The following is a 23,081-nucleotide window of genomic DNA, read 5'->3' as shown; positions in this document are numbered from 1 at the left end:
GGGGCTGGCGAAGAAGGCGTTCGAATGCGGGCGCCGCTCAGGCGGCCCGGTGCATCCGGTTGTCGAGCGCGAGCAGCGCGCTGTTGACCGCCAGGGCGAACAGGCCGATCAGCACGGTGACGCTCATCATCGTCGCGGTGTCGTTGACGCTGATGCCGTTCATGATCATGAAGCCCAGCCCGCGCTTGGACGCGAACATCTCACCGACCATCACGCCCAGCAGGGTGATGGAAAAGCTGATGCGCAGGCCGGTCACGATCTCCGGCACCGTCGCCGGCACCAGGACCGCGGTCAGGGTCTGCATCCGCGTCAGCCGCATGGCGCGGGCCGAGCGCCGCAGCACCGGGTTCATGGCGCGGATGGCGCCCATGGTGACCAGCATCATCGGGATGAAGCCGTGCAGCGTGCCGAAGGCGACCTTCGCCGGCATACCCAGCCCGAACAGCAGCAGGATCACCGGATAGAGCGTGACCTTGGGAATGGCGTAGAGGGTGACGAACAGCGGTTCCAGCACGTCCGACAGCGACCGGTTGGCACCGGTCAGCACGCCCGCCAGCCCGCCGCCGATGCAGGAGATCAGCAGCGACAGCCCCAGCGCCTTGGCGGTCTCCGCCACATTTTCCCAGAAGGACGGGTTGCCGAACAGGACAACCAGCCGGTTCAGGGTGACGGCGGGCGAAGCCAGCGCCTCGTCCCCGGCGAGCCCGTGGAACAGCTGCCAGCCGCCCAGGATCAGCAGGGCGATGACGGCGGCCGCCGCCAGCTTCTCCCCCGCCCCGGCGGTGTCGCGGGCGGCGCCGACGCGGCCGGCGCCGGAGCGGTGGCGCACCCGCTGTTCCGCCCAGTGCAGCAGCACGGTCAGGCTGGAGACGAAGACCACGACGAACAGCAGCAGCGCGTACATCGTCCGGTCCTGGAGATTGTTGTACGCGAAGGCGATGGAGTAGCCGAGCCCGCTGCCGGCCAGGATGAACTCCGCCCCGATGACGCCGGTCACCGAATAGCTCAGCGCCAGCTTCACCCCGGTGAAGATGTGCGGCCCGGCCGCCGGAAGCTGGATCAGCAGCGCGTCCTGGACGCGGTCGAGGCGGTAGGTGCGGCCGACCTTGCGCAGCACCGGCGGGATGCGGTCCAGCCCGGACAGCGTCGCCGTCACCATCGCCATCACCGCATAGAGGAAGCCCATGGCGATGATCGGCAGCGCGTTCATGCCGAGCAGCACGATGAACAGCGGATACAGCACGAAGAACGGCAGGGCGTAGTAGCTGGCGATCAGCGGCTCAACCGCCCGGCGGACCCGCGGCAGGGCATGGAGCGCGACGCCGCCGGCAAAGCCCACGACCATCGCGGCGACGGCGGCGGCCAGGATGTTGCGCAGGGTGAAGCCGATCTGCGACCAGAACCCGTCGGTTCCCATCAGACGGAGCAGTTCGGCCAGCATCTCCGACGGCGGGATCATGGTGGCGCGCCCGACATAGCCCAGGCGGCAGGACGCCTCCAGCGCCAGGACGGCCGCGGCGGTGATCAGCAGGCGCTGGATGCCGGCCCGCGTCATCCCGCAACCCTCCGCTGGCTGGCCATCGCCTTCAGCGACTCTTCGCGCAGCGTGTTCCACAGCCGGGTGGTGACCTCGCCGAAGGCGGGCTCAGCGGCGATGGCGCTGGTGCGGTCGCGCGGCCAGCCGGTTTCGACGATCTCGATGAAGCGCCCGGGGCGCGACGACATCACGCCGATGCGGTCGGACAGCATCGCCGCCTCGTCCAGCGCATGGGTGATCAGCAGGACGGTCGCCCCGCTGGCCCGCCACAGCCGCAGCAGCTCGTCGCCCATCAGCAGGCGCGTCTGCTGGTCGAGCGCGCCGAACGGCTCGTCGAGCAGCACGAGGCGCGGACGCATCACCAGCGTCCGGGCGATGCAGACGCGCTGGCGCATGCCGCCGGACAGCTGGTTGGGATAGGCGTCGGCGAAATCGTTCAGCCCCATGAAATCAATGGCATGGCGAACGCGCTCTTCCGCCTCCGCACCGCGGAAGCCGGCGCGGCGCAGGCCGAAGGCGATGTTGTCGCGCACGGACAGCCAGGGGAACGACGCATCCTCCTGGAAGACCACGCCGACCCCGTCGGGAACCGTGCCGCGCACGCGCTTGCCTTCGAAGGCGATGGTGCCGTCGGTTGGGCTGCTCAGCCCGGCCAGCACGTCGAGCAGGGTGGATTTGCCGCAGCCGGACGGCCCGACGATGGAGAAGAACTCTCCCCGGCGCAGTTCAAGATCGACCGGACCCAGCGCATGGACCGCCGATCCGAAGATGCGGGTGACGCCGGCCATCACCGCGTGGGCGCCGGCCGCGAGGCCGTTGGAACTCTGGGCACCGTTTGGACCCTGGGCGCGGCCGAAGGGAATGGGCTGCGCCGGATGGGACGCGCCGGCCGGACCCTGGGAGGGATCCTGCGGGATCGGTGCTCTTTCTGACGATAGGCCACGCATGGGCTGCATCTCCCTCCCGGTGTCGGGCGTTCGGCGTTGCGCCTGAATTCTGTTTGTTTTGTAAGCATACAAATGCAGCCCGCCGGCCCTGTCTAGGACAGCTTTGGACCACCCCCATACAAAAATTGTTTGCCCTCCCCCGCCACCGATGCGAGGCTTCCGTCCCTGCCGGTGGCGTGCCCCACGGCTGCCCCACTGGGCCGCAACGATGGATCCCGACCGATGCGCAGCCGCCAGTTGGAAAGCTTCATCCTCGTCTGCGAACTGGGCAGCATCAGCAAGGCGGCGCTGGCGCTGAACATCGCGCAGCCGGCGTTGGGGGTACAGATCAAGGCGCTGGAGCGGGAGTTCGGCGTGCCGCTGCTGGTCCGCACCGTCACCGGAACCCACCCCACCCCGGCCGGCCTCCTCTTTCTGGAAGAGGCACGGCTGATGGTGCGGCGCCTGCAGGATTTGAAACGCTCGCTGCGCGAGGTCGCCGGGCAGGTCCCGAGAACGCTGGCCGTGGGACTGACCCCCAGCCTGTCCGGACTGCTGGCCGGCAGGCTGATGGAGCGACTGCACGGCGCCCTGCCGGGGGTGGAACTGAAGCTGTTCGAAGAGCTGAGCCATGCCCTCATCGGCCATGTCTCATCGGGCAAGCTGGATCTGGCGCTGGCCTACACGGTGCCGCGCAGCCGCATGCTGCACCGGGAACCGCGGCTGAACGAGGCGCTGTGCCTGATCACCCATCCGGGTTCGCGGTTCGACGGGACCGGACCGCTGTCACTGGCGGCCATCGCCGACGCCGAGCTGGCGATGCCCAACGAGGGCGATCTGGTCAGGCGTCTGGTCACCGACGCGATGACGGCGCGCGGGCTGGTGCCGAACATCGCCTTCTCGCTCGAATCGATGCAGGCGATCAAGGACATGGTCCGGCGCGGGCTGGCCTGCGCGATCCTGCCGCACAGCGCCGTCGCGGAAGACATCCAGTCCGGCGCCCTGGTGATCCGGCCGATCTGCGACCCGGCGCTGATGCGCACGCTGTTCCTCATCCATCCCGCCGGAACCGAAGCGAATGCCGCCACGGCAGAGGCGCTGCGCATCATCGACGGCCTGCTGGACGAGCTGAGGCGGAGGGACCGGAACTTCACCGTCGCGACGGAAGAGGATTGATCGTTTCTGTGATCCTGCTGCCGACGCGGAAGAGCCGGCGGTCATTCGGCCGCTTTTCGATGCTGCAACGCCCCGAGCACGCCACGCTCCGATTGCCGCAGATACGCGTCGAGCGTCGTCATCGATGCCGGCCGGTCGCCCGTCTCCAGCGCAAGAAGGAGGGTGTGGTTGAGGTCGATGTAGGGTTCGTGAAGATGGGCCGTGTCCTTGAGCTGCCCGAAGGCAAGCCGGAGTTCGGCGAGCACGAGGTCGAAGCTGGCGCTCAGCCGGGGGCTGTCGCACAGGCCGACCATGGCGCGATGGAACTCCATGTTGTTCGTGCCGACCTTTTGCCAGTCCTGTTTGGCGCCAAGCTCCCTGCCCTCTTCGACCAGGGCCCGCATGCGGGCGAAAGCAGGATGGCCCCGGCTCGCCGCTTCGACGGCGCCACGCTGGATCACCGCGCGGACACGGTAGATGTCGATGATCGCAGCCTCGTCCGGCACCGTGACGAAGACGCCGCGGTTGGGAATGTAGGTGAGCAGACGCTGACTGGTCAGGAAGCGGAACGCCTCGCGCAACGTGTTCCGGGACACCGCGAAATCCGCCGCCACCCGCTGTTCCGAAAGCTTCTGGCCGGGCTCGAACTCACCGGCGATCAGCATGTCGCGGATACGGATCGCCACCGCGCCGGCAAGGGATGCCTCGTCGGCTTCCGTCGTCGTCCTGATCGTCATCGGCACCTCCCAAGAACCCGGCGCTGCCGGATCGAATCCAGATTGTTGAACAATATTTTTTGTGATACTCAACAATCTATAGTCAGTCGTTGAGCAGGTTACCGCATGGCCGTCATCGATCTCAATGATGATCCCGGCGGTGACCGCGGCGGCCATTCTGGTGAACCGAACGGAAAAGCCAATGAAGCCCACCCCCATCACCGCGCCCCCCGCAGATGCCGCTGCACGCAAGGCGGTCAGGCCGGTCATCTGCTATCCGACGCAGAGCCTGCCGCGTGCCGATCTGGCGGCATACCGCGCGGTGCGGGACGGGATGGAGCTGGTCGGGACGGTGGTGGTCCCGCCGCGCGATGCGGCCAGCTGGACCGTGCCCGCCGGCCATTTCTGCCGCATCGTCTCGACCGAGGGCGCCCAGGTCGGCGACCTCAACCTCTTCAACGCCAACGATTTGAAGGAGCGGCTCTACACCGGCAAGACCCGCGCGCTGAATGGCACCCATGTGGGGCTTGGCGATCAGCTGTTTTCCAACTTCCCCTATCTCCGCCCCATCGCCACCATCACGCACGACACGCTCGACTGGTACGGTTTCGACGAATTCGGCGGATCGGTGCATGACGTCATCGGCACCCGCTGCGACCCCTACACGCACAACCTGCTCAGCGCCGGGGACCATTACCACCACTGCTGCCATTCGAATCTCACCCGCGCCCTGGCGAAAGCCACCGGCATGACCCTGCCCGAGGCCGAACCCCACATCCACGATGTGCTGAACGTTTTCATGTGCACGGGCTTCAGCCGGGACACCGGGCAGTATTTCATGAAGGCCAGCCCCGTGCGGCCGGGCGACTACCTCGAGTTCTTCGCCGAAGTCGACCTGCTCGGCTGCATGTCCGCCTGCCCCGGCGGCGATTGCTCGTCGGAGCATTCCTCGGACGCGGCCAGTTGCCATCCGCTCCTCGTCGAGATCTACAAGCCCGCCCGACTGCCGGAGGGATGGCGCGCACCGGCCATCAATGGCTACGACCGAAGCCACGGCTGCTGAACGGCTCCGGACATCGCAGATCGCACTTGCACCGCGGCCGATCCCAATGACTCATGGAACGGCTATCGAGCGGAGTGACGGACACATCATGCGTGAAATCTTGAAGATGGGCGATCCCCGGCTGCAGCGGGTGGCGAGGCCGGTCGAGGATATCCACGACCCGGCGGTGACGTCGCTGATCGCCGAGATGTTCGAAACCATGCATGCCACCAACGGCGCCGGGCTGGCCGCACCGCAGATCGGCGTCGACCTGCGGGTGATCGTCTTCGGCTTCGACGCCAATCCGCGCTACCCGGACGTGCCTCCCGTCCCCGTCACCACGCTGATCAATCCCTGGTTCGAAAAGCTCACCGAAGAGGTGGAGGAATCCTGGGAGGGCTGCCTGTCGGTTCCGGGACTGCGCGGGATGGTTCCGCGCTGCACGCACATCCGCTATGGCGGCACCCTGGAGGACGGCACGGCGCTCGTCCGCGAAGCGACGGGCTTCCACGCGCGGGTCTTCCAGCACGAGTTCGACCACCTCGACGGCTTCCTCTATCCCCAGCGGATCGTGGACATGTCCAAGTTCGGCTTCATCGACGTCCTGTTCCCGGAGTCCGGACTGGCCGATCTGGAAGCGCATTGACCCGATCCAGGCGGGAGATGTCCTCGGCCCGCCCCCCCCCAATCCTCCAGGACGCTCCGCGTGTGCTAAGGATGCTATCGCCACAGGGATGACGATCGGCGCCATCGGGTTCACGCGAGTTCACGCCGCCAGCAAAGCCCCGAGGCGGCGTAACCCCGGTTCGATCCGGTGGGCGGCAATGGAGGTGAAGCCCAGCCGGAAATATCGGCGGCCCTCGGCGGGGTCCAGAAAGAAGATATCGCCGGCTTCGATCAGGACGCCCTGATCGCGCGCCCTGCGAACCAGATCGCGGCTGTCCAGCTCGGGCGGCCCTTCGATCCAGAAACTCTTCGCGCCGAAGTCGCGGCGGGACCGGCAGCCGGGCAGAAGCTTCGGCAGCAGCCCGGCGATCAGCTCGGCCCGCTCCTCCAGCACGGCGGCGGTCCGGCGCAGATGCTGGCGGTAATGGCCGAGCTGGATGAAGGTGGCGAGGCTGCGCTGGTTGTTGGTCGGCGGGTGGCGCAGCATCAGCCGGCGCAGGACGCGCAGCTCGTCGATCACCGGCTTCGGCGCCACGACGTAGCCGATGCGCAGGCCCGGCGCCAGGATCTTGGAGAAGCTGCCGGTGTAGATCACCCGGTCCGCCCGGTCGAGGCTCTTCAGGCAGGGCAGATCGGCATCCCCTTCCACCGACAGGTCGGATTCGTAATCGTCCTCGATCAGGACGACGTCGTGGCGGGCGGCGGCGTCCAGCAGGGCGCGCCGCCGCCCCATCGGCATCACGGCAGTGGTCGGACACTGGTGCCCCACCGTCACGAAGGCGACCCGGCGGCTGGCGAACACCGCATCGGGTAGGACGCCGAAGCCGTCGCAGGTCAGCGGCCTTATGTCCGCCGTCGCCATGCCGACCATGTGGCGCACGTCGGGATAGCCCGGATTCTCGATCCCGACCGGCGTGTCGCGGCCGACCAGCAGCTGGACCAGCATCGACAGCGCATGCTGGGAGCCGATGGTGACGATGATCTCGCCCGGACCGGCGAAGATGCCGCGGCGGGGCAGCACCTTGTGGCGCAGCTGGTCCAGCAGGTCGGGGTCGTCGTCGTCGATCATGTCGCGGGCCCAGCGGGTGATCTCCTGCACGCTGGACGCCGCCTTCACGCTCTCCCGCCACGGGTTGGTCGGGAACAGGCTGGGATCGAACTGCCCGAACAGAAAGGGATAGGGATAGTCCGTCCAGTTGCGCGGCTTGGTGATCTGCGGCAGACGCGATGGCCGGATGGCGAAGCGCGCCGCCCAGCCGCCGGCCTTGTCCGCCGCGACGCCGGCATCCATCCGCTCCGACGCACGCCGGTCGTCCGACGGGGCAACGAAAAAGCCGCTGCGCTCCCGCGCGACCAGCAGACCGTCGTCGATCAGATGCTGATAGGCGGCATTGACGGTGTTGCGCGAGATGCCCAGCGCCTCGGCAAGGCTGCGGCTGGAGGGAACCCGCATGTCGGGTGCCAGCAGGCCAGCCTCGATGGCGTCCGCGACGATGCCGCGGACGCGCGCGCTCAACCCCTGCGGGTCGCGCTCCATCCCGCCGAAAAGAAGCCGCCAGGCGGTGTCGATCTGCATGGTGCAACCGTCCTTCTTTCCCCAGGGCCATCACGGCGGCCATCAGGTCGGCCATCACGCCGGACTGCCTGCCCCGGTATGCGGAAAAGCAAGAAGGGTGCCGGCCGGTGGCGGGCGGAAAGGCGTCGATTGCGGCGGCCGGGATGGTCACCGGACGGGCGTCTGCCCAAACGGGCGCCACATGGCGCGGGATGTGGCAGCGGATCGGACGCCAGACCAGTCACTGCCGCAAAGCGGGAGGATCTGGACCTTTCGGCGGGGACGGCGGCTGGGTCCTAATGGCCGCATCGGCCCAATGGTCGCATCGGCCCAACGGTCGCATCGGATTGACCGGCCTCGACGGAGACCCCGCCATGACCTTCAGCAAGACCCTGCTCGCCACCGCCTTCGTCGCAATCGGTGCGCTGTTCGGGGCCTCCGCCCCGGCCGTGGCCGCGGAGAAGACCGTCACCTTCGCCTATCAGGATATGATGACGCCCATCCGCGTCCTGATGGAAAGCGGCGATCTGGAGAAGAAGACCGGCTATGCCGTGAAATGGGTGAAGTTCGGCGGCGGCGGCGACGTGATCCGCGCCATGGCGTCGGGCAATGTCGACATCGGCGAAGCCGGTTCCTCCCCCATCGCCGCAGCGGCGTCCCAGGGTCTTCCCATCGCGCTGTTCTGGATCCTGGACGACATCGCCAACGCCGAACAGCTGGTCGCCCGCAATGGCAGCGGCATCAAGTCCATCGCCGACCTGAAGGGCAAGACGGTGGCCGTGCCCTTCGTGTCGACCTCCCACTACCAGCTGATGTACGCGCTGCAGGAGGCCGGGCTGTCGGGCAAGGACGTGAAGCTGCTGAACATGCGTCCGCCGGAAATCGCGGCGGCGTGGGAGCGCGGCGACATCGACGCCACCTTCATCTGGGCGCCGGTCCTGACCGCCGCGAAGAAGAACGGCACCGTCATCGCCAGCGCCGGCGATTTCGCGAAGAAGGGCAAGGCGACCTTTGACGGCATCGTCGCCACCAAGGCCTTCATGGCCGCCAACCCCGACTTCATGACGACCTTCGTCAAGCTGCTGGCCGCCGCGGACGCCGATTACGCGAAGACCGGGGACGGCTGGACCGCGACCTCGCCGCAGGCCGCCGCCATCGCCAAATGGACGGGCGCCGCCCCGGCCGACGTGCCGGACGGGCTCGCCGCCTACCGCTTCCCGACCCTGGAGGAGCAGGCATCCAAGGAGTGGCTGGGCGGTGGCGCCGCCGAGGCGCTGAAATCGACCGCCGAGTTCCTGAAGAGCCAGGGCCGCGTCACCGAACTGGCCCCCGACTACGGCCCCTTCGTGACCGCCGACGTGGTCAAGGCGGCGGCCAAGTAACGGTCCTCCGGTCCGCAGTTCCCTCCCCCCTCAAGCCGGGAAACCAGCCATGCTCGAAGTCCGCAATGTCAGCGTCCAGTATGGCGGCGGGGAAAGCGCCACCGTCGCCTTGTCCTGGGTCGATCTGACCATCGAACCGGGGGAATTCGTGGTGGCGCTCGGTGCGTCGGGCTGCGGCAAGACGACCCTGCTGTCCTGCATCGCCGGCTTCCTGCCGCCGACGGACGGGGAAATCCTGCTGGACGGCAAGCCGGTCACCGGGCCGGGGGCCGACCGCGGCGTGGTGTTCCAGCGCCACGCCCTGATGCCCTGGCTGAGCGTGGCCGACAATGTCGCCTTCGGCCTGAAGATGCAGGGCATGGGCAAGACGGAACGCGGCCGGCGCGCCCGCAGCATGCTGGAACTGGTCGGGCTGGCGTCCTTCGCCGACAAGCGGATCTACGAGCTGTCGGGCGGCATGCAGCAGCGCGTCGGCATCGCCCGTGCGCTGGCCGCCGATCCGCGCATGCTGCTGATGGACGAGCCGCTGGGCGCGCTCGACGCCTTCACCCGCGAACAGATCCAGGAACTGATCCTGCGGGTGTGGGCGGAGACGCGGAAAATGGCCTTCTTCATCACCCACGAGGTGGAGGAGGCGATCTTCCTGGCCACCAAGCTGATCATCATGACCCCGCGCCCCGGCCGGATCGCCGAAACGATCCCGCTGGAGTTCAGCCGGCGCTTCCTGGCCGGGCAGGATGCCCGGTCGGTCAAATCCTCCCCCGATTTCATCGCGATGCGCGAGCGGGTGCTGGGCTTCATTCACGAGCGCAGCGACCACGGCAGCCACGCCGCCACAGGAGAGGCCGCATGAAACCCACCGCCACGGAGCAGGTGCGATCCGCCAAAAGCCCAGGCGCCGGGCTGGCCGGCATTCCGTCCGGGATGGTGCCGTTGAACCGGCTGCGCCGCCGGATGCAGGGATTCCGGTCGCAGCCGGTGCTGATCAGCATGGCGGCCATCCTGGCGGCGCTGGCGCTGTGGGCGGCGCTGACCGGCCAGGGCGTGGTCAAGCCGCTGTTCCTGCCGAAGATCGGGACGGTCTTCCAGGCCTTCCTGGATGCGGTGGACGGACGGATCGACGGCGCGCCGCTGACCGAACACATCGCCATGAGCCTGGTGCGCGTGGTCAGCGCCTTTGTGCTGGCGGCATTGATCGGCATCCCGGTGGGGCTGGCGACGGGCCTCAGCACCACCTTGCGCGCCGCGCTCGACCCCTTCATCGAATTCTACCGGCCGCTGCCGCCGCTGGCCTATCTGCCGCTGGTCATCATCTGGTTCGGCATCGGCGAGACCTCGAAGATCCTGCTGATCTTCTTCGCCTGCTTCGCCCCGGTGGCGCTGGCCGCCCGGGCCGGCGTGTCGGCCGCCGCCGCCGATCAGGTCAATGCCGCCCGCGCGCTGGGCGCCAGCCGCTGGCAGGTGGTGGTGCATGTGGTGCTGCCGGCGGCTTTGCCCGACATCCTGGTCGGTCTGCGGATCGGCATGGGGGTGGGCTGGACGACGCTGGTCGCCGCGGAGATGGTCGCCGCCTCCACCGGGATCGGGCAGATGGTGCTGAACGCTTCCAACTTCCTGCGCACCGACATCGTGCTGATGGGCATCTTCGTCATCGGCGCCTTCGCCACCCTGTTCGAGTTCGGCATGCGCTGGCTGGAACGCCGCCTGGTGCCCTGGAAGGGCAAGGTCTGAATCACTGAGGGAAGGTTGCGAAACCGATGTCCATGCTCCTTTTCGGGGGCGTGACCTTCCTCGCCGCCGCGTTTCGCGGAGTGACGGGGTTCGGATACGCCCTGATCGCGGCGCTGGGGCTGCTGTTCCTGCCCTCGCCCGCCGCCGGCATCCCCTTCATCCTGGTCAGCGACCTGCTGTTGACCTGTTTCCTGCTGCTGGACCGCGAACAGGGGGCGGTGGATTGGGCGGTGGCGCGGCTGATGCTGGCGATGGGCTTCGCCGGGGCGCTGTGCGGCAGCCTGATCGCCGCCAGCCTCGACGACGGCACCTCGCGGCTGCTGGTCGCGGTGACGGTCTTCGCGGCGGCCTGCGTCGCCCTGGTGCGGGAGCCGCCGCTCTGGCTGCGGCACCGGACGGTCGGGGCCGGCATCGCCTTCGTCGTCGGTGTTCTGCTGGCCGCCTTCGCCGTCGGCGGACCGCTGATCGCGGCGTGGCTGCTGGCCGGCGGGCGGGACCGGCGGACCGTCAAGGGAACGCTGGCGGTGTTCTTCGGCGCGGTCGATGCGCTCAGCCTTGCCGGGCGCGCCATGGTCGGGGCCATCGACCCCGGCGTGGTCGGTCTGCTGGCGACCTTCATCGGTCCCACGCTTGCCGGGTTCGCCGCCGGCCGGTTGCTGTCCGCCCGCCTCAGCCTCGACGGCTGGCGGCGGCTGGCCTCCGGGGGCCTGTTCGCCGTGGCGGTGGCCGGCCTGATCCAGACCGCCGTCACCCTGGGCCTGAACTTCACCACTCCGTCATGAGGAAAGATCGAACGATGTCTAACACCGCCGCGAAGAGTGCCGGCCCGAAGATAGCAATCGTCACCGGCGCCACCTCCGGCTTCGGCGACGCCATCGCCCGGCGGCTGGTGGCGGAGGGCTGGCGGATCGTCGCCACCGGCCGGCGCCAGGACCGGCTGGACGCCCTGGTCGAGGCGCTGGGCGTGCCGGATGTCGTCCATCCGCTGTGCTTCGACATCCGCGATGAGGAAGCGACGCGCGAAGCCCTCGCCACCCTGCCCGACGCCTTCGCCGACATCTCGGTGCTGGTCAACAATGCCGGGCTGGCGCTCGGCACCGGGGCGGCGCAGGACTGCGACCTGGAGCAGTGGCGCACGATGATCGACACCAACGTCACCGGGCTGGTGACGATCACCCGGCTGCTGCTGGCCCGGCTGATCGCGCAGCGCGGGCTGATCGTCAACCTCGCCTCCATCGCTTCCAACTGGCCCTATCCCGGCGGCAACGTCTATGGCGGCACCAAGGCCTTCGTGAAGCAGTTCTCGCTCGGCCTGCGCAGCGACCTGTCGGCGCAGGGCGTGCGGGTGACCTCCATCGAGCCGGGCCTGTCGGAGAGCGAATTCACCTTGGTGCGCACCGGCGGCAACAAGGCGGCCTATGACGCGCTCTATGGCGGCGCCAACCCGCTCCAGCCCGAGGACATCGCCGAGACGGTGCGCTGGGTGGTCTCGCTGCCTTCCCACGTCAACATCAACAGCGTCGAGATCATGCCGGTCAGCCAGTCCTGGGCACCGTTCAAGATCCACCGCGACACGCTTTCCTGATCCCGCCGTAACCGGCACCGCATCCCACCCCTAGGAGATGACCGATGGATGACGTCCTTCGGAACGACGCGTCACGCGTCAACGACATCCGACATGTGATCGAGGCCGACCGCGCCCATGTCTGGCACCATCTGACCCAGCACAAGGGGTTCGAGACGACCGACCCGCGCATCTTCGTCGAAGGCAAGGGGATGCGGGTGTGGGACGCCGCCGGGCGCGAATATCTCGATGCGGTGTCGGGCGGCGTGTGGACGGTCAATGTCGGCTATGGCCGGGCCAGCATCGCCGACGCGGTGCGCGACCAGCTGGTCAAGCTGAACTACTTCGCCAATTCCGCCGGGTCGATTGCCGGCGCCCGCTTCGCCGAGAAGCTGATCGGCAAGATGCCGGGGATGAGCCGGGTCTATTATTCGAACTCCGGTTCGGAAGCGAACGAGAAGGTGTTCAAGATGGTGCGCCAGATCGCGCACCGGCACCATGGCGGCCGCAAATCCAAGATCCTCTACCGCGAGCGCGACTATCACGGCACCACGCTCGGCACGCTGGCGGCGGCGGGGCAGGCACAGCGCCGCGCCCAGTTCGGCCCCTTCCCCGAGGGCTTCGTCGAGGTGCCGCATTGCCTGGAATACCGCAGCCAGTACGGCGCGGTGGAGAATTACGGCGAGCTGGCCGCCGACGCCATCGAGGCGGTGATCCTGCGCGAGGGGCCCGACACGGTCGGCGCGCTGTGCCTGGAGCCGATCACCGCCGGCGGCGGCGTCATCACCCCGCCCAAGGGCTATTGGGAGAAGGTGCAGGACATCTGCCGCCGCCACGAGGTGCTTCTGCACATCGACGAGGTGGTCTGCGGTCTCGGGCGCACCGGCACATGGTTCGGCTACCAGCATTACGGCGTGCAGCCGGACTTCGTCACCATGGCGAAGGGCGTGGCGTCGGGCTATGCCGCCATCTCCTGCACCGTGACGACCGAGCCGATCTTCGAGCTGTTCAAGGACGACCCCGCCGACCCGATGTCCTTCTTCCGCGACATCTCGACCTTCGGCGGCTGCGTCGCCGGGCCGGCGGCGGCGCTGGAGAACATGCGCATCATCGAGGACGAAAATCTCCTCGCCAACACCCAGGCGATGGGCGAACGGCTGATGTCCGGCCTGTGGGAGCTGTCGGAGCGCCACCGCGCCGTTGGCGACGTGCGCGGCAAGGGACTGTTCTGCGGCGTCGAGCTGGTGCAGGACCGGGCGACGAAGGAGCCGGCGGAGGAGAGGCTGGTGCAGGCGGTGGTCGCCGACTGCATGGCGAACGGCGTCATCATCGGCGCCACCAACCGCTCGCTTCCCGGCCTGAACAACACGCTGTGCCTGAGCCCGGCGTTGATCGCCACTGCCGATGACATCGACCGCATCGTCGCGGCCATCGACGGCGCCTTGTCGCGCGTCTTCGGCTGAAGGACGGCACGTCCCCAAGCCCGAGTTGCCTGTGCTCCGCCGGATGCGGGGCACAGGCTCGTGCCCGATCCGGGGCGTCGCACCGGACCTACCGCGGCTTGCGTGCGTGGACCTCCAGCAGGCACTCGCGAAAGGCCCTCGCCACCCGCGACAGCACGCTTTGTGGAAGATGGGCGAGGCAAAGCGGGATTTTGAAGCTCAGCAAATCCGGCCGCAATGCCCGCATTTCGCCGCGTTCGACATAGCGCTGCGCGAAATGCCGCGGCAGAAAGCTGACGAACCGGCCGCTCAGGATCAGATGCGCCTGACCTTCCATGTTGTAGGCCGTCGCGCTGGGCGCATGTTTGAAAAGCGTGTTGTAAGCGGTCGCCACGGCATAGCCGCGGCGCGCATAAGCCTGCTCTGCGATCAGCTCCAGCGACAGCCGCGCCGTGTCCGTCTCAAACAGCGGATGGCGCGCGCCGCAGAACAGGTTCTGTTCCTCATGGAACAGCTGCTGCAATTGGACCGCACCGTTCATCGGCTGGTTCGGAACGATGGCGATCTCCATCTGCCGGCTGAGCAGTTCGGTTTCGATCTGGTTGGGCGAGATGACCGTCAAGGTCAGATGGACGTTCGGCACCCGCTCGTTGAATATGGCAATCGCCCGGTCGAACGCGCAATTCGGGTTCTCGACGACCGCGTCGACAATCCCGATCCGCAGGTCCCCGACCAGGCTGCCGCGCATGGCCCCGACTTCGGTGCGGAAATTGTCCATGGCCGCGAAGAACTTGATGGTCTCCGTATAGATCTTCTGCCCATGTTCGGTCAGCGCGAATCCTGAACGGCCGCGCCGACAGAGCGTAAGCCCGAGCCGCGTTTCGAGCGCCGCCATCTGCGCGCTGATGGTGGAGCGCGAAATGCCGAGTTCACCCTGTGCCTGGGTGAACCCCCTGCTCTCCACGACAGTTCGGAAAATGCGGAGCTGACGCAGATCCACGTCGCTGAGCGGCGGCAGAGTGGGCTGCATGATAGGTTGGCATCGTCGGACGTTTAGATTTGAAATCTGATATTATTGGACGTTTCATCCTATGGCAACGTTGCGGTCATCGATCCCCTGCGGAGACCGCGATGCCCTTGAAATCCGACGGTGAAAAGCCCCTGCCGGGCGCCTCGCCGACATTCTTCCAGCCGGTGTCGGCGTTCGACCTGCCGCGCTATGCCGGGCTGCCCAGCTTCATGCGGCTGCCCTATCTCGGGCTCGAAGATCCCGCCACCGCGGAGGTGGACATCGCCATCGTCGGCGTGCCCTGGGATGGCGGCACCACCAACCGTCCCGGCACCCGCCATGGTCCCCGCCAGCTGCGCGACCTCTCGACCATGATCCGGCCGGTCCATCCCGTCACCGGCATGAACCCGTTCAGCCTGCGCAACGTCGCCGATCTCGGCGATTCACCGGTCAATCCGGCCGATGTCGCCGACGCGCTCGACCGCATCGCCGGCTTCTACGGCACGCTCAAGAGCCGCGGGATCGCACCGCTCAGCGCCGGCGGCGACCATCTGGTCTCCTACCCCATCCTGAAGGCGCTGGCGGCGGACGGCCCGCTCGGGATGATCCATTTCGACGCGCACACCGACCTGTTCGACAATTACTTCGGCGGCTTCAAATACACCCACGGCACGCCGTTCCGCCGCGCCATCGAGGACGGCTATCTCGATCCCCGCCGCGTCGTGCAGATCGGCATCCGCGGGACGATGTATGACGGCGCCGACGTCGTCTGGGGCCTGGAGCAGGGGGTGCGCATCATCCGCATCGAAGAGGTCGAGGATCGCGGCATCGCCGCCGTGATGGAGGAGGCGCGCGCCATCGTCGGCGACGGTCCCACCTATGCCAGCTTCGACATCGACTGCATCGACCCGGCCTTCGCGCCCGGCACCGGCACGCCGGAGATCGGCGGCCTGACCACGCGCGAGGCGCAGCGCATGGTGCGCCTGCTGTCCGGCCTCAACCTCGTCGGCGCCGATCTGGTGGAGGTCTCGCCGCCCTTCGATCCGTCGGGCGGCACCGCCTGGGTCGGCATCTCGATGATGTTCGAGCTGCTCTGCGTGCTCGCCGCCTCCCCCCTCACGCTCCGCCGCCGGACCTGATCCGTCCGAACGCCTTCAAAGAATAGAGAGACCGAAGCATGAAGCAGTTCCTTTCGCGACTTCGCGGCCCGGCGCTCGCCCTTCTCGCCGCGTTCGGCGGTCTTGCAGCTCCCGCCGCCATCGGCGGCCTGGCCTCAAGCGCGTCGGCGGCCGAGCTGACCGTCGCCCATTCGACCTGGGTCGGTTACGGCCCGCTCTACATCGCCAAGGAGAAGGGGTTCTTCAAGGACGAGGGGCTCGACGTCAGGCTGGTGCTGATGGAGGACGTCAAGACCCGCATGCCGGCGCTGACCGCCGGCCGCATCGACGTGGCGGTGACGACGGTCGACGCGGTGCTCGGCTTCACCTCGGCCGACCGTCCGCTCACCTACCTGTTCGCCGTCGACGACAGCCGCGGCGGCGACGGCATCGTCGCCAACAAGGCGATCAAGGACATCGCCGGCCTGAAGGGCAGGAAGGTCGCCTTCACCGAAGGCTCGGTCTCGCAGTTCTTCCTCAGCGTGCTGCTGAAGGACGCCGGGCTGAGCGTCAAGGACGTCGAGGCGCTGAACATGACGGCCGGCGATGCCGGTGCCGCCTTCGTCGCCGGCAAGGTCGACGCCGCCGTGACCTGGGAGCCCTGGCTCAGCCGCGGCAAGGCCACGTCGCATGGCGCGCTGCTGGTCGACAGCTCGGCCAAGCCCGGCCTGATCACCGACGTGATGGTGACGACCAAGGCCAAGCTGGAGGCGCGCCGGCCGGAGATGGTCGCGCTCTACCGCGCCTGGAGCAAGGCGGTCGACTGGCAGAAGGCCCATGCCGCCGAAGCCGACGCCATCATGGCGAAGGGCGTGGGCGGCTGGCTGGAGGATCCGGCGGTCTTTGCCGAAACCCGTGCCGGCATCGCCTTCTACGATTCCGCCATGAACGCCGCCTTCATGGATCCGGCCAAGCCCGACGGCATCGCCGCCACCATCGCCAACGCCAGGACGCTCGGCGAGGCGGCCGGCCTGTTCAAGCTCGACGCCGATCCGGCCGCCATGGTCGCCACCGGCATCGTCAAGTGACCCACGGAGCAGGCACCATGTCGACCCGTTCCCTGTTCGCACCGAAAGTCGATATCCCGCGCGGCGCCAGCCTGGCGCTCGGCACCGGCTCTGTCGCCGTCCTGATCGGCTTCTGGTGCCTGCTCACCTATGGCGGCTTCACGCCTCCCGACTTCCTGGCCGCGCCCGACAGGGTGCTGGCGGCCGGGATCAAGCGGATCGGCGACCTGTCGCTGTTCCGCCACATCGGGTCGAGCCTGACCGTCATCCTGTCCGGCTTCCTGCTGGCCTCCATCCCGGCGGTGCCGCTCGGCATCCTGATGGGCAGCTTCCGGGCGGTGCAGGCAGCCGTCGAGCCGATCACCGGCTTCATGCGCTACATCCCGGTGTCGGCGCTGATCCCGCTCTTGATCCTGTGGATCGGCATCGGCATCGAACAGAAGATCATGGTGATCTTCCTCGGCACCTTCTTCCAGCAGTTGATTCTGATTTCCGACGTGTCGGCCCGCGTGTCGAAGGATCTGATCGACTGCGCCTACACGCTGGGCGCCAGCCGCCGGCAGGTGGTGCAGCGCATCCTGTTCCCGGCTTGCATGCCCGGCGTGCTGGATAATCTGCGCGTCACCATGGGCTGGGCCTGGACCTATCTGGTGGTGGCGGAGCTGGTCGCCGCCGACAGCGGGCTCGGCTACATGATCCTCAACGCCATGCGCGGCCTGTTCACCGACGTGATCCTGCTGGGCGTCTTCACCATCGGCGTCCTCGGGCTGATCACCGATTTCCTTTTCAAACTGCTGCGCCAGCGCCTGCTGTCCTGGTCCGCCGATCTGTAAGGAGCGCCCAATGAGCCTGCTCGCCCTCGATCACATCACCGTCCGCTTCCAGCCCAAGGGCAAGCCGGAGGTGACGGCCCTCGACGATGTTTCGCTGCGGGTCGCCCACGACACCTTCGCGGTGATCGTCGGCCCGTCCGGATGCGGCAAGTCCACCCTGCTCCGTCTCGTCGCCGGACTGGAGACGCCGACCTCCGGCAGCATGACGCTGGACGGCCAGCCGATTGCCGGCCCGTCGGCCGACCGCGGCATGGTGTTCCAGAGCTACACCCTCTTCCCCTGGCTGAGCGTGCGCGAGAACGTGATGTTCGGCCCGAAGCTGAAGGGGCTGCCGAAGGCGGAGTGCGAAGACATCGCCGACGACCTGATCCGCGCGGTCGGACTTTCCGGGTTCGAGCGGTCCTTTCCCAAGGAACTGTCGGGCGGCATGCGCCAGCGCGTGGCCCTGGCACGGGCGCTCGCCAACGATCCGCGCATCCTGCTGATGGACGAGCCGTTCGGGGCACTCGACAGCCAGACCCGGCAGCTGATGCAGGAATTGCTTCTCGAGGTCTGGCAGGCGCGGCGCAAGACGGTCCTGTTCATCACCCACGATATCGACGAGGCGATCATCCTCGGCGATACCGTGCATGTGATGACCGCGCGGCCGGGGCGCATCAAACGATCCATGTCCATCGATATTCCACGTCCCCGCAACCTCGATGCCCTGACCTCCACGGAATTCATGCAGTTCAAGCGGGAGATTCTGCACCTGATGCACGACGAGGCGGTGCTCGCCGCCCGCACCTGACGCGGACGCCGCCGAGCGTTCCGGCAGGCCGGTGCGGGTCGGCTGCGGGCACTCTCTCAAAGGCAGTTTCTCAAAGAAAGAACTCGTCGATCTCGCCGCTCTGCTCCTGGCCGACTTGCTCCCGTCCGCCTTGCAGGCCGCCGAAAAGGTCGGAGTGGATGCTTCTCTCCCTTTCCGCGGTGTACAGCGACGCGAAGAGCCGGTTCAGGTCGTCGGAAATCCCCGGGGCATGGATGTCCCCCCGTCCGGCATAGGGCTGCATCCGGTCGACGAAGCGTTGGGTGAAGCCTCCGAGCCGAAGCTCCATGCCCAATCGGCCGACCGTGCCGGTCAGCACCTTGGAGGCCTCCGCGCAATCGCCGGTCATGATCGACAGCGAGCGCATCTGATCGGCGTGCAGCCGCTTCAGGCAGTCCATGGAGCCGGTCATGGCATCCACCAGCTCCATCGCCACCCGATGGTTGGTGCCCGACCGCCGGTCCAGCCCGTTCGCCCGGTCGGTGGCCGCATGGATCGCCTCGGTGATCGCCTTCGACATGTCCTCGGTCCGGCGGCTGCACGCGCGCAGCTCCTGTGCAACCACGCCCAGCGCCCGCCCCGCATCGCCAAGCCGCGCGCATTTCAGCGTCGTGTTCAACCCCATCAGCCGCATGTCGGTGTCGATGGAACGGATGGCGAGAACGTCCCGTCCCATGGCGACGAACCCGCCCGAGACTTCGCCCACCTGCCTGCGGATGATGTCGTCGGAGCGGCGATAGTGATGCAGCAGCTCCAGGGCCCGGTCGACGTCACCCGCGACATCGTGCAGAACGGACCGCCCTGCCGGCCTGCCGGCGGCCGGGATGTCACCGCCCGACCCGAACAGCTCCCGGGCTTCCTGCGCGATGCTGTCCGCATCGCGGGCAAGCGCTTCCAGATTGTCCTTCAGCGACGCCACCTGACTGGCGAAATCGGCGCACGCCTCGACGCACTGGCGGATTTCGAGGGTGCAGATCGCCGCCGACAGATCCTGACGGTGTCCCAGGTCCAGCCCGGCGAGCCATCGCAGGTCCCGTGCCAGGGCGGACGCCGGGGGCGGGTCCGCCAGCAGGGCCAGCACATCCATGGCCACGCCGATATGGGCCAGCCGCTGGCAGGTGAAGTCGCCGACCTGAAGGTCGCTGATGCAGCGGGCGATGCGCCGGCCGATCTCCTCGACACGGCCGACGAAGCGCTGCGAGGCAGCCTGCGCGGTGTGGCGGTATGCCGTCAAGCGGTCCAGGCTCGCCTGCAGACGGCTGCCGACATCGTCCAGGCGGGTGCGGTTGTCGCGCTCGAACGCACTGGCGCCGTCCTTTGCCGCGGACATGGTCGTGCGCAGATCGGCGAGACGTCCGATCGCCTGCGTTGTCGCCGCCTCGGCCAGACGGTGGAGCCGGTCGATTTCCCGGTTGAACACGCTGAAATCGTCGCTGCCGGTGCGGATCTGCACCGATTGGACCTTCGCGTTGATCGCCAGGGCGGTGATCTCGCCGATGATCTTCGCCAGTGTGGCGAGCAGGGCGGCCATATCGGCCCCCGTCCCATCGAGATCGGTCAGATCGGTCAGCGTTTGCCGGAGGTTGCCCGCCAGACCGTCGGTCACGCTGCGGACGGTCCCGAGCCGCCTGCAAGCCTCGGCGCCATCCTCGCTGTCGATCAGCATGGACAAGGCGCTGAAGCGGCCGCCGATGGCCGTCATCCGCTCCAGCGTCTGCGACAGCGTTTCGCCGACCGCCAGGAAGGTCGTCTCGATCGGCGCCGATGCGGCGCGCAGTTCGGCGCTCAGCGAGCGGATCAATCCCGTGTCCGGGCCCTGGGGGGAACCGGATAGATCCGGGCCGGACCGATCCGGGCCGGGCTGGGGAGCCGCCGGGAAGGCGCCGCCCGGACCGCCGATGGCCGCTGCGTCAACGGTGCTGTACATGCCGGAAGCCTTTTCCAAACGGATGCGTCAGGGGAAGCGGATGACGTCACGAGCGGTCATGGCGCAGGATCTCGCGCGGGATCGACGAAAGTCCCACCACCTTGTCCACCCCGCCGCGCGCGATGGCCTCCTTCGGCATGCCGAAGACGACGCAGCTCTCCTCGTCCTGGGCGACGGTGAAGGCGCCGGCCTGCTGCATCTCGCGCATCCCGGTGGCGCCGTCGTCCCCCATTCCCGTCATGATGACGCCGACGGCATTGCCGCCGGCGCAATGGGCGGCCGACCGGAACAGCACATCGACCGACGGCCGGTGCCGCGACACCAGCGGCCCCTCCTTCACCGCCACCAGATACCGGGCGCCGCTGCGTTGCAGCAGCATATGGCGGTTGCCCGGCGCGATCAGCACCTGCCCGCGCAGCACCGTATCGCCGTCGCGCGCCTCGCGCACCGTCATCTCGCACAGGCTGTCGAGCCGGCGGGCGAAGGCGGCGGTGAAGCTTTCCGGCATATGCTGGACGATGACGATGCCGGGGCTGTCGGCGGGCAGCGCCTCCAGCACCTCGCGCAGGGCCTCGGTGCCGCCGGTGGACGCGCCGATGCAGATGACGCGCTCGGTGGTGCGGGCCATCGCCCCGCCGCTGGGGGCCGGCATCATCACGTCGGCGCTCAGCTTCGGTTCCGGGGCGCGGGTGCGGCCCAGGGGCGTGGCGAGGGGAGTGCCGTGGGGAATGGCGGCGGCGGATGCCGGGCGCGCGGGGGGGCGCGCGCGGGCGCGGGCCGCCGCCTTCACCGTGTCGCAGATGCGGACCTGGGCGTCGAGCAGGCTCTGGCGGGTGTCGATCCGCGGCTTCAGAATGACGTCGACGGCTCCGGCCTCCAGCGCCTGCATCAGCGTCTCGCTGCCATCCTCGACCAGCGAGGAGCACATCACCACCGGGATCGGGTGCTGGCTCATCAGCTTGCGCAGGAAGGTGATGCCGTCCATGCGCGGCATCTCGACGTCGAGCGTGATGACGTCCGGCGCCTCCTCCGCGATGCGGCGGACGGCGGCATAGGGATCGGCGGCCGTCCCCATCACCTCGATCTGCGGATCGGACGACAGGATGCCGGCCAGGGTCTGGCGGACGGTCGCGGAATCGTCGACGATCAGCACGCGGATCTTCTGGCCCATCGTTCAGCTCCGGACGAAAATGGCGGAACCCACCTGTTTCACGGGCAGGTCCATGTTGGCGATGGTCTCGCTGTGGCCGACGAACAGGTAGCCGCCGGGCCGCAGATGGCCGCACAGCTTCTCCAGCACCTTCTGCTGCGTCTTCTTGTCGAAATAGATCAGGATGTTGCGGAAGAAGACGACATCCATGTCGGTCGCCATCGGATAGACCGGGTCCATCACGTTGAGATGGCCGAAGCGGACCGACTGGCGGACCGGCGGCACCAGCCGGACCGTGGGATTGCCGTCGTCGCGCGACCGCATCAGATAGCGTGACGCGAAGGGGGCGGGCACCATCTTTGCCATGTCGAGCGGGTAGACGCCGCTCTTCGCGGCGGCCAGCGCTTCCGTGCAGATATCGGTGCCGACGATCTCGTGGCGGATCGGCGCTCCGGTGCTGGCACGGTCGAGCATCAGCATCGCCACCGTGTAGGGCTCCGCCCCGGTCGAACAGGCCGCGCTCCAGATCTTGAGCGGGCGGTCCTGGCCGGGCCGGTGGGGGAGACGGGACAGGGCCGGGATGGCGGTGCCCATCAGATAGCGGAAATGCTCGATCTCGCGGAAGAAGTCGGTCTTGTTGGTGGTGACGGCATCGATCAGGTCGATCATCTCGCCGTCCAGCCCGCCGTCGTCCAGCACATGGCGGCAATAGGCGTTCATGTCCGGCAGGCCGAGCGCCCGCAGACGGCGGCGCAGCCGGCCTTCCACCATGGTCCGCTTGCTGGGCGGCATCCGGATGCCGGCATGGCGTTCGATGATGACGGCGAGCCGGGCGAAGTCCCGCTCCGACAAGGTGTCGGAGGACGGCCGCGACCGCCCTTCGTCTGGCTGCGGATCGTCGGGATCGATCATGACACCCCGTCCGCCATCAGGCCCGCCATACCGTTCGCCATGCCATCGGCCATGTCCAGCAGAGCCACGTCGTCCTCGGCGAACAGACGGGCGATGTCGAAGACGATGACGAAATTGCCGTTGGAGCGGCCGATGGCCTGGATGCAGTCCGAACGCCAGCGCCCGCCGACCTGGGGCGGCGTCTCCAGCCCGCGCTCGTCGAGCGAGGTGACCTCGAACACCCGGTCGGCGATGACGCCGACGGTGATCGACTGCCCGCGCTGCGGCACGTCGAGCACGACGATCCGGGTGTTGGAGGTGGGCTGTGCCGCCGGCAGGCCCAGCTTGACCCGCAGATCGACGGTGGGCACCCCCTGGCCCCGCACGTCGATCATGCCGACCAGGAAGGACGGCGCGTGCGGCAGGCGGGTGATCGGCTGGAGATCGAGGATCTCGCGCACGATGGCGACCTCTATGGCGAACACTTCGCGATCGATGCCGATCGTCACATATTGCGCCGGTTCGCGGGGCGCGGTCGCGCTGGTCATCTGCGGCTTCCGGTTCGGGGGACGGAACGGCGGGA

The 23,081-nt window shown here is 68.0% G+C and carries 22 protein-coding genes; 13 read left to right on the top strand and 9 right to left on the bottom strand.

The annotated features are described in order from the left end of the window. Window positions 1-37 precede the first annotated feature (37 nt). Together VH569_RS17580 and VH569_RS17575 are read right to left on the bottom strand one after the other, a co-directional pair. Entirely contained in the window at window positions 38-1,555 is a 1,518-nt protein-coding gene (locus VH569_RS17580) for an ABC transporter permease (protein WP_423316556.1), read from the bottom strand. Further along, window positions 1,552-2,484, bottom strand: a complete 933-nt coding sequence (locus VH569_RS17575) for an ABC transporter ATP-binding protein (RefSeq protein WP_423316555.1) — start codon at window positions 2,482-2,484, stop codon at window positions 1,552-1,554. Before VH569_RS17575 ends, VH569_RS17580 begins: the two co-directional genes overlap by 4 nt. A 222-nt stretch (window positions 2,485-2,706) precedes the next feature. On the opposite strand from VH569_RS17575, the gene VH569_RS17570 reads away from it, so the two are divergent. Continuing rightward, the gene (locus VH569_RS17570) at window positions 2,707-3,639 is read left to right on the top strand and encodes a LysR family transcriptional regulator (RefSeq protein ID WP_423316553.1); all 933 of its coding nucleotides are present in this window, start codon (window positions 2,707-2,709) and stop codon (window positions 3,637-3,639) included. A 41-nt stretch (window positions 3,640-3,680) separates the two neighbouring features. On the opposite strand, the gene VH569_RS17565 is transcribed toward VH569_RS17570, so the two are convergent. Then, a complete protein-coding gene (locus VH569_RS17565) occupies window positions 3,681-4,604 on the bottom strand; it encodes a GntR family transcriptional regulator (RefSeq protein WP_423316551.1) in 924 nt (307 codons plus the stop codon). Between VH569_RS17565 and VH569_RS17560 the strand changes: the two genes are divergently transcribed. Together VH569_RS17560 and def are read left to right on the top strand one after the other, a co-directional pair. Then, window positions 4,537-5,397, top strand: coding sequence for an urea carboxylase-associated family protein (locus tag VH569_RS17560; protein ID WP_423316549.1), 861 nt, complete (start codon window positions 4,537-4,539; stop codon window positions 5,395-5,397). The genes VH569_RS17565 and VH569_RS17560 overlap by 68 nt on opposite strands. A gap of 88 nt (window positions 5,398-5,485) precedes the next feature. Next, window positions 5,486-6,022 carry a peptide deformylase gene (gene def, locus VH569_RS17555; protein WP_423316547.1) on the top strand — a complete coding sequence of 179 codons (537 nt, stop codon included), beginning with the start codon at window positions 5,486-5,488 and terminating at the stop codon, window positions 6,020-6,022. A 120-nt stretch (window positions 6,023-6,142) separates the two neighbouring features. Here the strand turns inward: def and VH569_RS17550 are convergent, their stop codons facing one another. Next, window positions 6,143-7,618, bottom strand: coding sequence for a PLP-dependent aminotransferase family protein (locus tag VH569_RS17550; RefSeq protein ID WP_423316545.1), 1,476 nt, complete (start codon window positions 7,616-7,618; stop codon window positions 6,143-6,145). Between the two features lie 353 nt (window positions 7,619-7,971). On the opposite strand from VH569_RS17550, the gene tauA reads away from it, so the two are divergent. The 6 genes from tauA to VH569_RS17520 are packed head-to-tail and all read left to right on the top strand — an operon-like array spanning window position 7,972 to window position 13,737. Continuing rightward, a complete protein-coding gene (gene tauA / locus VH569_RS17545; protein ID WP_423316544.1) occupies window positions 7,972-8,979 on the top strand; it encodes a taurine ABC transporter substrate-binding protein in 1,008 nt (335 codons plus the stop codon). Window positions 8,980-9,028: 49 nt separating this feature from the next. Then, window positions 9,029-9,832: a taurine ABC transporter ATP-binding subunit gene (gene tauB, locus VH569_RS17540; RefSeq protein WP_423316542.1), complete on the top strand. Its 804-nt coding sequence runs from the start codon at window positions 9,029-9,031 to the stop codon at window positions 9,830-9,832. After that, on the top strand, window positions 9,829-10,710 hold the full coding sequence (locus tag VH569_RS17535; protein WP_098734824.1) for an ABC transporter permease subunit: 882 nt from the start codon (window positions 9,829-9,831) through the stop codon (window positions 10,708-10,710). The genes tauB and VH569_RS17535 overlap by 4 nt, the downstream gene beginning before the upstream one ends. Window positions 10,711-10,736: 26 nt before the next feature. Then, window positions 10,737-11,492 carry a TSUP family transporter gene (locus VH569_RS17530; protein ID WP_423316540.1) on the top strand — a complete coding sequence of 252 codons (756 nt, stop codon included), beginning with the start codon at window positions 10,737-10,739 and terminating at the stop codon, window positions 11,490-11,492. Window positions 11,493-11,506: 14 nt separating this feature from the next. Beyond that, complete coding sequence (locus VH569_RS17525) at window positions 11,507-12,295, top strand: SDR family NAD(P)-dependent oxidoreductase (protein ID WP_423316538.1); 789 nt, start codon at window positions 11,507-11,509, stop codon at window positions 12,293-12,295. Between the two features lie 44 nt (window positions 12,296-12,339). Further along, window positions 12,340-13,737 (top strand): aspartate aminotransferase family protein, encoded by a 1,398-nt coding sequence (locus VH569_RS17520; RefSeq protein WP_423316536.1) that lies wholly within the window; start codon window positions 12,340-12,342, stop codon window positions 13,735-13,737. Between the two features lie 88 nt (window positions 13,738-13,825). Here VH569_RS17520 and VH569_RS17515 read toward each other — a convergent pair whose 3' ends face one another. Continuing rightward, window positions 13,826-14,746, bottom strand: a complete 921-nt coding sequence (locus VH569_RS17515) for a LysR family transcriptional regulator (protein WP_423316535.1) — start codon at window positions 14,744-14,746, stop codon at window positions 13,826-13,828. A 101-nt stretch (window positions 14,747-14,847) separates the two neighbouring features. Here VH569_RS17515 and speB point away from each other — a divergent pair, with 101 nt between their 5' ends. From speB to VH569_RS17495, 4 genes are read left to right on the top strand one after another with little or no spacing between them, the layout of a single operon-like run. Then, window positions 14,848-15,864 (top strand): agmatinase, encoded by a 1,017-nt coding sequence (gene speB / locus VH569_RS17510; protein ID WP_423316534.1) that lies wholly within the window; start codon window positions 14,848-14,850, stop codon window positions 15,862-15,864. A 38-nt stretch (window positions 15,865-15,902) separates the two neighbouring features. Beyond that, entirely contained in the window at window positions 15,903-16,910 is a 1,008-nt protein-coding gene (locus VH569_RS17505) for an ABC transporter substrate-binding protein (RefSeq protein WP_423316532.1), read from the top strand. Window positions 16,911-16,927: 17 nt separating this feature from the next. Then, window positions 16,928-17,722, top strand: a complete 795-nt coding sequence (locus tag VH569_RS17500) for an ABC transporter permease (protein WP_423316530.1) — start codon at window positions 16,928-16,930, stop codon at window positions 17,720-17,722. 10 nt (window positions 17,723-17,732) lie between these two features. Further along, a complete protein-coding gene (locus VH569_RS17495) occupies window positions 17,733-18,512 on the top strand; it encodes an ABC transporter ATP-binding protein (protein ID WP_423316528.1) in 780 nt (259 codons plus the stop codon). A 70-nt stretch (window positions 18,513-18,582) separates the two neighbouring features. Here the strand turns inward: VH569_RS17495 and VH569_RS17490 are convergent, their stop codons facing one another. The 4 genes from VH569_RS17490 to VH569_RS17475 are packed head-to-tail and all read right to left on the bottom strand — an operon-like array spanning window position 18,583 to window position 23,046. Beyond that, complete coding sequence (locus VH569_RS17490; RefSeq protein ID WP_423316526.1) at window positions 18,583-20,457, bottom strand: hypothetical protein; 1,875 nt, start codon at window positions 20,455-20,457, stop codon at window positions 18,583-18,585. A 46-nt stretch (window positions 20,458-20,503) separates the two neighbouring features. Further along, entirely contained in the window at window positions 20,504-21,628 is a 1,125-nt protein-coding gene (locus VH569_RS17485) for a protein-glutamate methylesterase/protein-glutamine glutaminase (protein WP_423316525.1), read from the bottom strand. A gap of 3 nt (window positions 21,629-21,631) precedes the next feature. Beyond that, window positions 21,632-22,519, bottom strand: a complete 888-nt coding sequence (locus tag VH569_RS17480) for a CheR family methyltransferase (protein WP_423316524.1) — start codon at window positions 22,517-22,519, stop codon at window positions 21,632-21,634. After that, window positions 22,516-23,046 (bottom strand): chemotaxis protein CheW, encoded by a 531-nt coding sequence (locus VH569_RS17475; RefSeq protein ID WP_423316522.1) that lies wholly within the window; start codon window positions 23,044-23,046, stop codon window positions 22,516-22,518. The genes VH569_RS17480 and VH569_RS17475 overlap by 4 nt, the downstream gene beginning before the upstream one ends. Window positions 23,047-23,081 lie beyond the last annotated feature (35 nt).

The sequence above is a fragment of the Azospirillum sp. 11R-A genome, assembly GCF_049472615.1.
GTDB classification, from domain to species: domain Bacteria; phylum Pseudomonadota; class Alphaproteobacteria; order Azospirillales; family Azospirillaceae; genus Azospirillum; species Azospirillum palustre.
Note: the sequence above shows the minus strand (reverse complement) of the source record. Positions and strands in the feature narration are given on the sequence as shown.

Excerpts from the sequence above, each read along its gene's own strand:
- VH569_RS17505 (WP_423316532.1), top strand. The coding sequence starts at position 15,903 with ATGAAGCAGTTCCTTTCGCGACTTCGCGGCCCGGCGCTCGCCCTTCTC.
- VH569_RS17575 (WP_423316555.1), bottom strand. The coding sequence starts at position 2,484 with ATGCGTGGCCTATCGTCAGAAAGAGCACCGATCCCGCAGGATCCCTCC.
- VH569_RS17530 (WP_423316540.1), top strand. The coding sequence starts at position 10,737 with ATGTCCATGCTCCTTTTCGGGGGCGTGACCTTCCTCGCCGCCGCGTTT.
- tauB (WP_423316542.1), top strand. The coding sequence starts at position 9,029 with ATGCTCGAAGTCCGCAATGTCAGCGTCCAGTATGGCGGCGGGGAAAGC.
- VH569_RS17500 (WP_423316530.1), top strand. The coding sequence starts at position 16,928 with ATGTCGACCCGTTCCCTGTTCGCACCGAAAGTCGATATCCCGCGCGGC.
- VH569_RS17560 (WP_423316549.1), top strand. The coding sequence starts at position 4,537 with ATGAAGCCCACCCCCATCACCGCGCCCCCCGCAGATGCCGCTGCACGC.
- VH569_RS17475 (WP_423316522.1), bottom strand. The coding sequence starts at position 23,046 with ATGACCAGCGCGACCGCGCCCCGCGAACCGGCGCAATATGTGACGATC.
- VH569_RS17535 (WP_098734824.1), top strand. The coding sequence starts at position 9,829 with ATGAAACCCACCGCCACGGAGCAGGTGCGATCCGCCAAAAGCCCAGGC.
- VH569_RS17515 (WP_423316535.1), bottom strand. The coding sequence starts at position 14,746 with ATGCAGCCCACTCTGCCGCCGCTCAGCGACGTGGATCTGCGTCAGCTC.
- VH569_RS17525 (WP_423316538.1), top strand. The coding sequence starts at position 11,507 with ATGTCTAACACCGCCGCGAAGAGTGCCGGCCCGAAGATAGCAATCGTC.
- VH569_RS17580 (WP_423316556.1), bottom strand. The coding sequence starts at position 1,555 with ATGACGCGGGCCGGCATCCAGCGCCTGCTGATCACCGCCGCGGCCGTC.
- tauA (WP_423316544.1), top strand. The coding sequence starts at position 7,972 with ATGACCTTCAGCAAGACCCTGCTCGCCACCGCCTTCGTCGCAATCGGT.
- VH569_RS17480 (WP_423316524.1), bottom strand. The coding sequence starts at position 22,519 with ATGATCGATCCCGACGATCCGCAGCCAGACGAAGGGCGGTCGCGGCCG.
- VH569_RS17550 (WP_423316545.1), bottom strand. The coding sequence starts at position 7,618 with ATGCAGATCGACACCGCCTGGCGGCTTCTTTTCGGCGGGATGGAGCGC.
- VH569_RS17565 (WP_423316551.1), bottom strand. The coding sequence starts at position 4,604 with ATGACCGGCCTGACCGCCTTGCGTGCAGCGGCATCTGCGGGGGGCGCG.
- def (WP_423316547.1), top strand. The coding sequence starts at position 5,486 with ATGCGTGAAATCTTGAAGATGGGCGATCCCCGGCTGCAGCGGGTGGCG.
- VH569_RS17485 (WP_423316525.1), bottom strand. The coding sequence starts at position 21,628 with ATGGGCCAGAAGATCCGCGTGCTGATCGTCGACGATTCCGCGACCGTC.
- VH569_RS17570 (WP_423316553.1), top strand. The coding sequence starts at position 2,707 with ATGCGCAGCCGCCAGTTGGAAAGCTTCATCCTCGTCTGCGAACTGGGC.
- VH569_RS17520 (WP_423316536.1), top strand. The coding sequence starts at position 12,340 with ATGGATGACGTCCTTCGGAACGACGCGTCACGCGTCAACGACATCCGA.
- speB (WP_423316534.1), top strand. The coding sequence starts at position 14,848 with ATGCCCTTGAAATCCGACGGTGAAAAGCCCCTGCCGGGCGCCTCGCCG.
- VH569_RS17495 (WP_423316528.1), top strand. The coding sequence starts at position 17,733 with ATGAGCCTGCTCGCCCTCGATCACATCACCGTCCGCTTCCAGCCCAAG.
- VH569_RS17490 (WP_423316526.1), bottom strand. The coding sequence starts at position 20,457 with ATGTACAGCACCGTTGACGCAGCGGCCATCGGCGGTCCGGGCGGCGCC.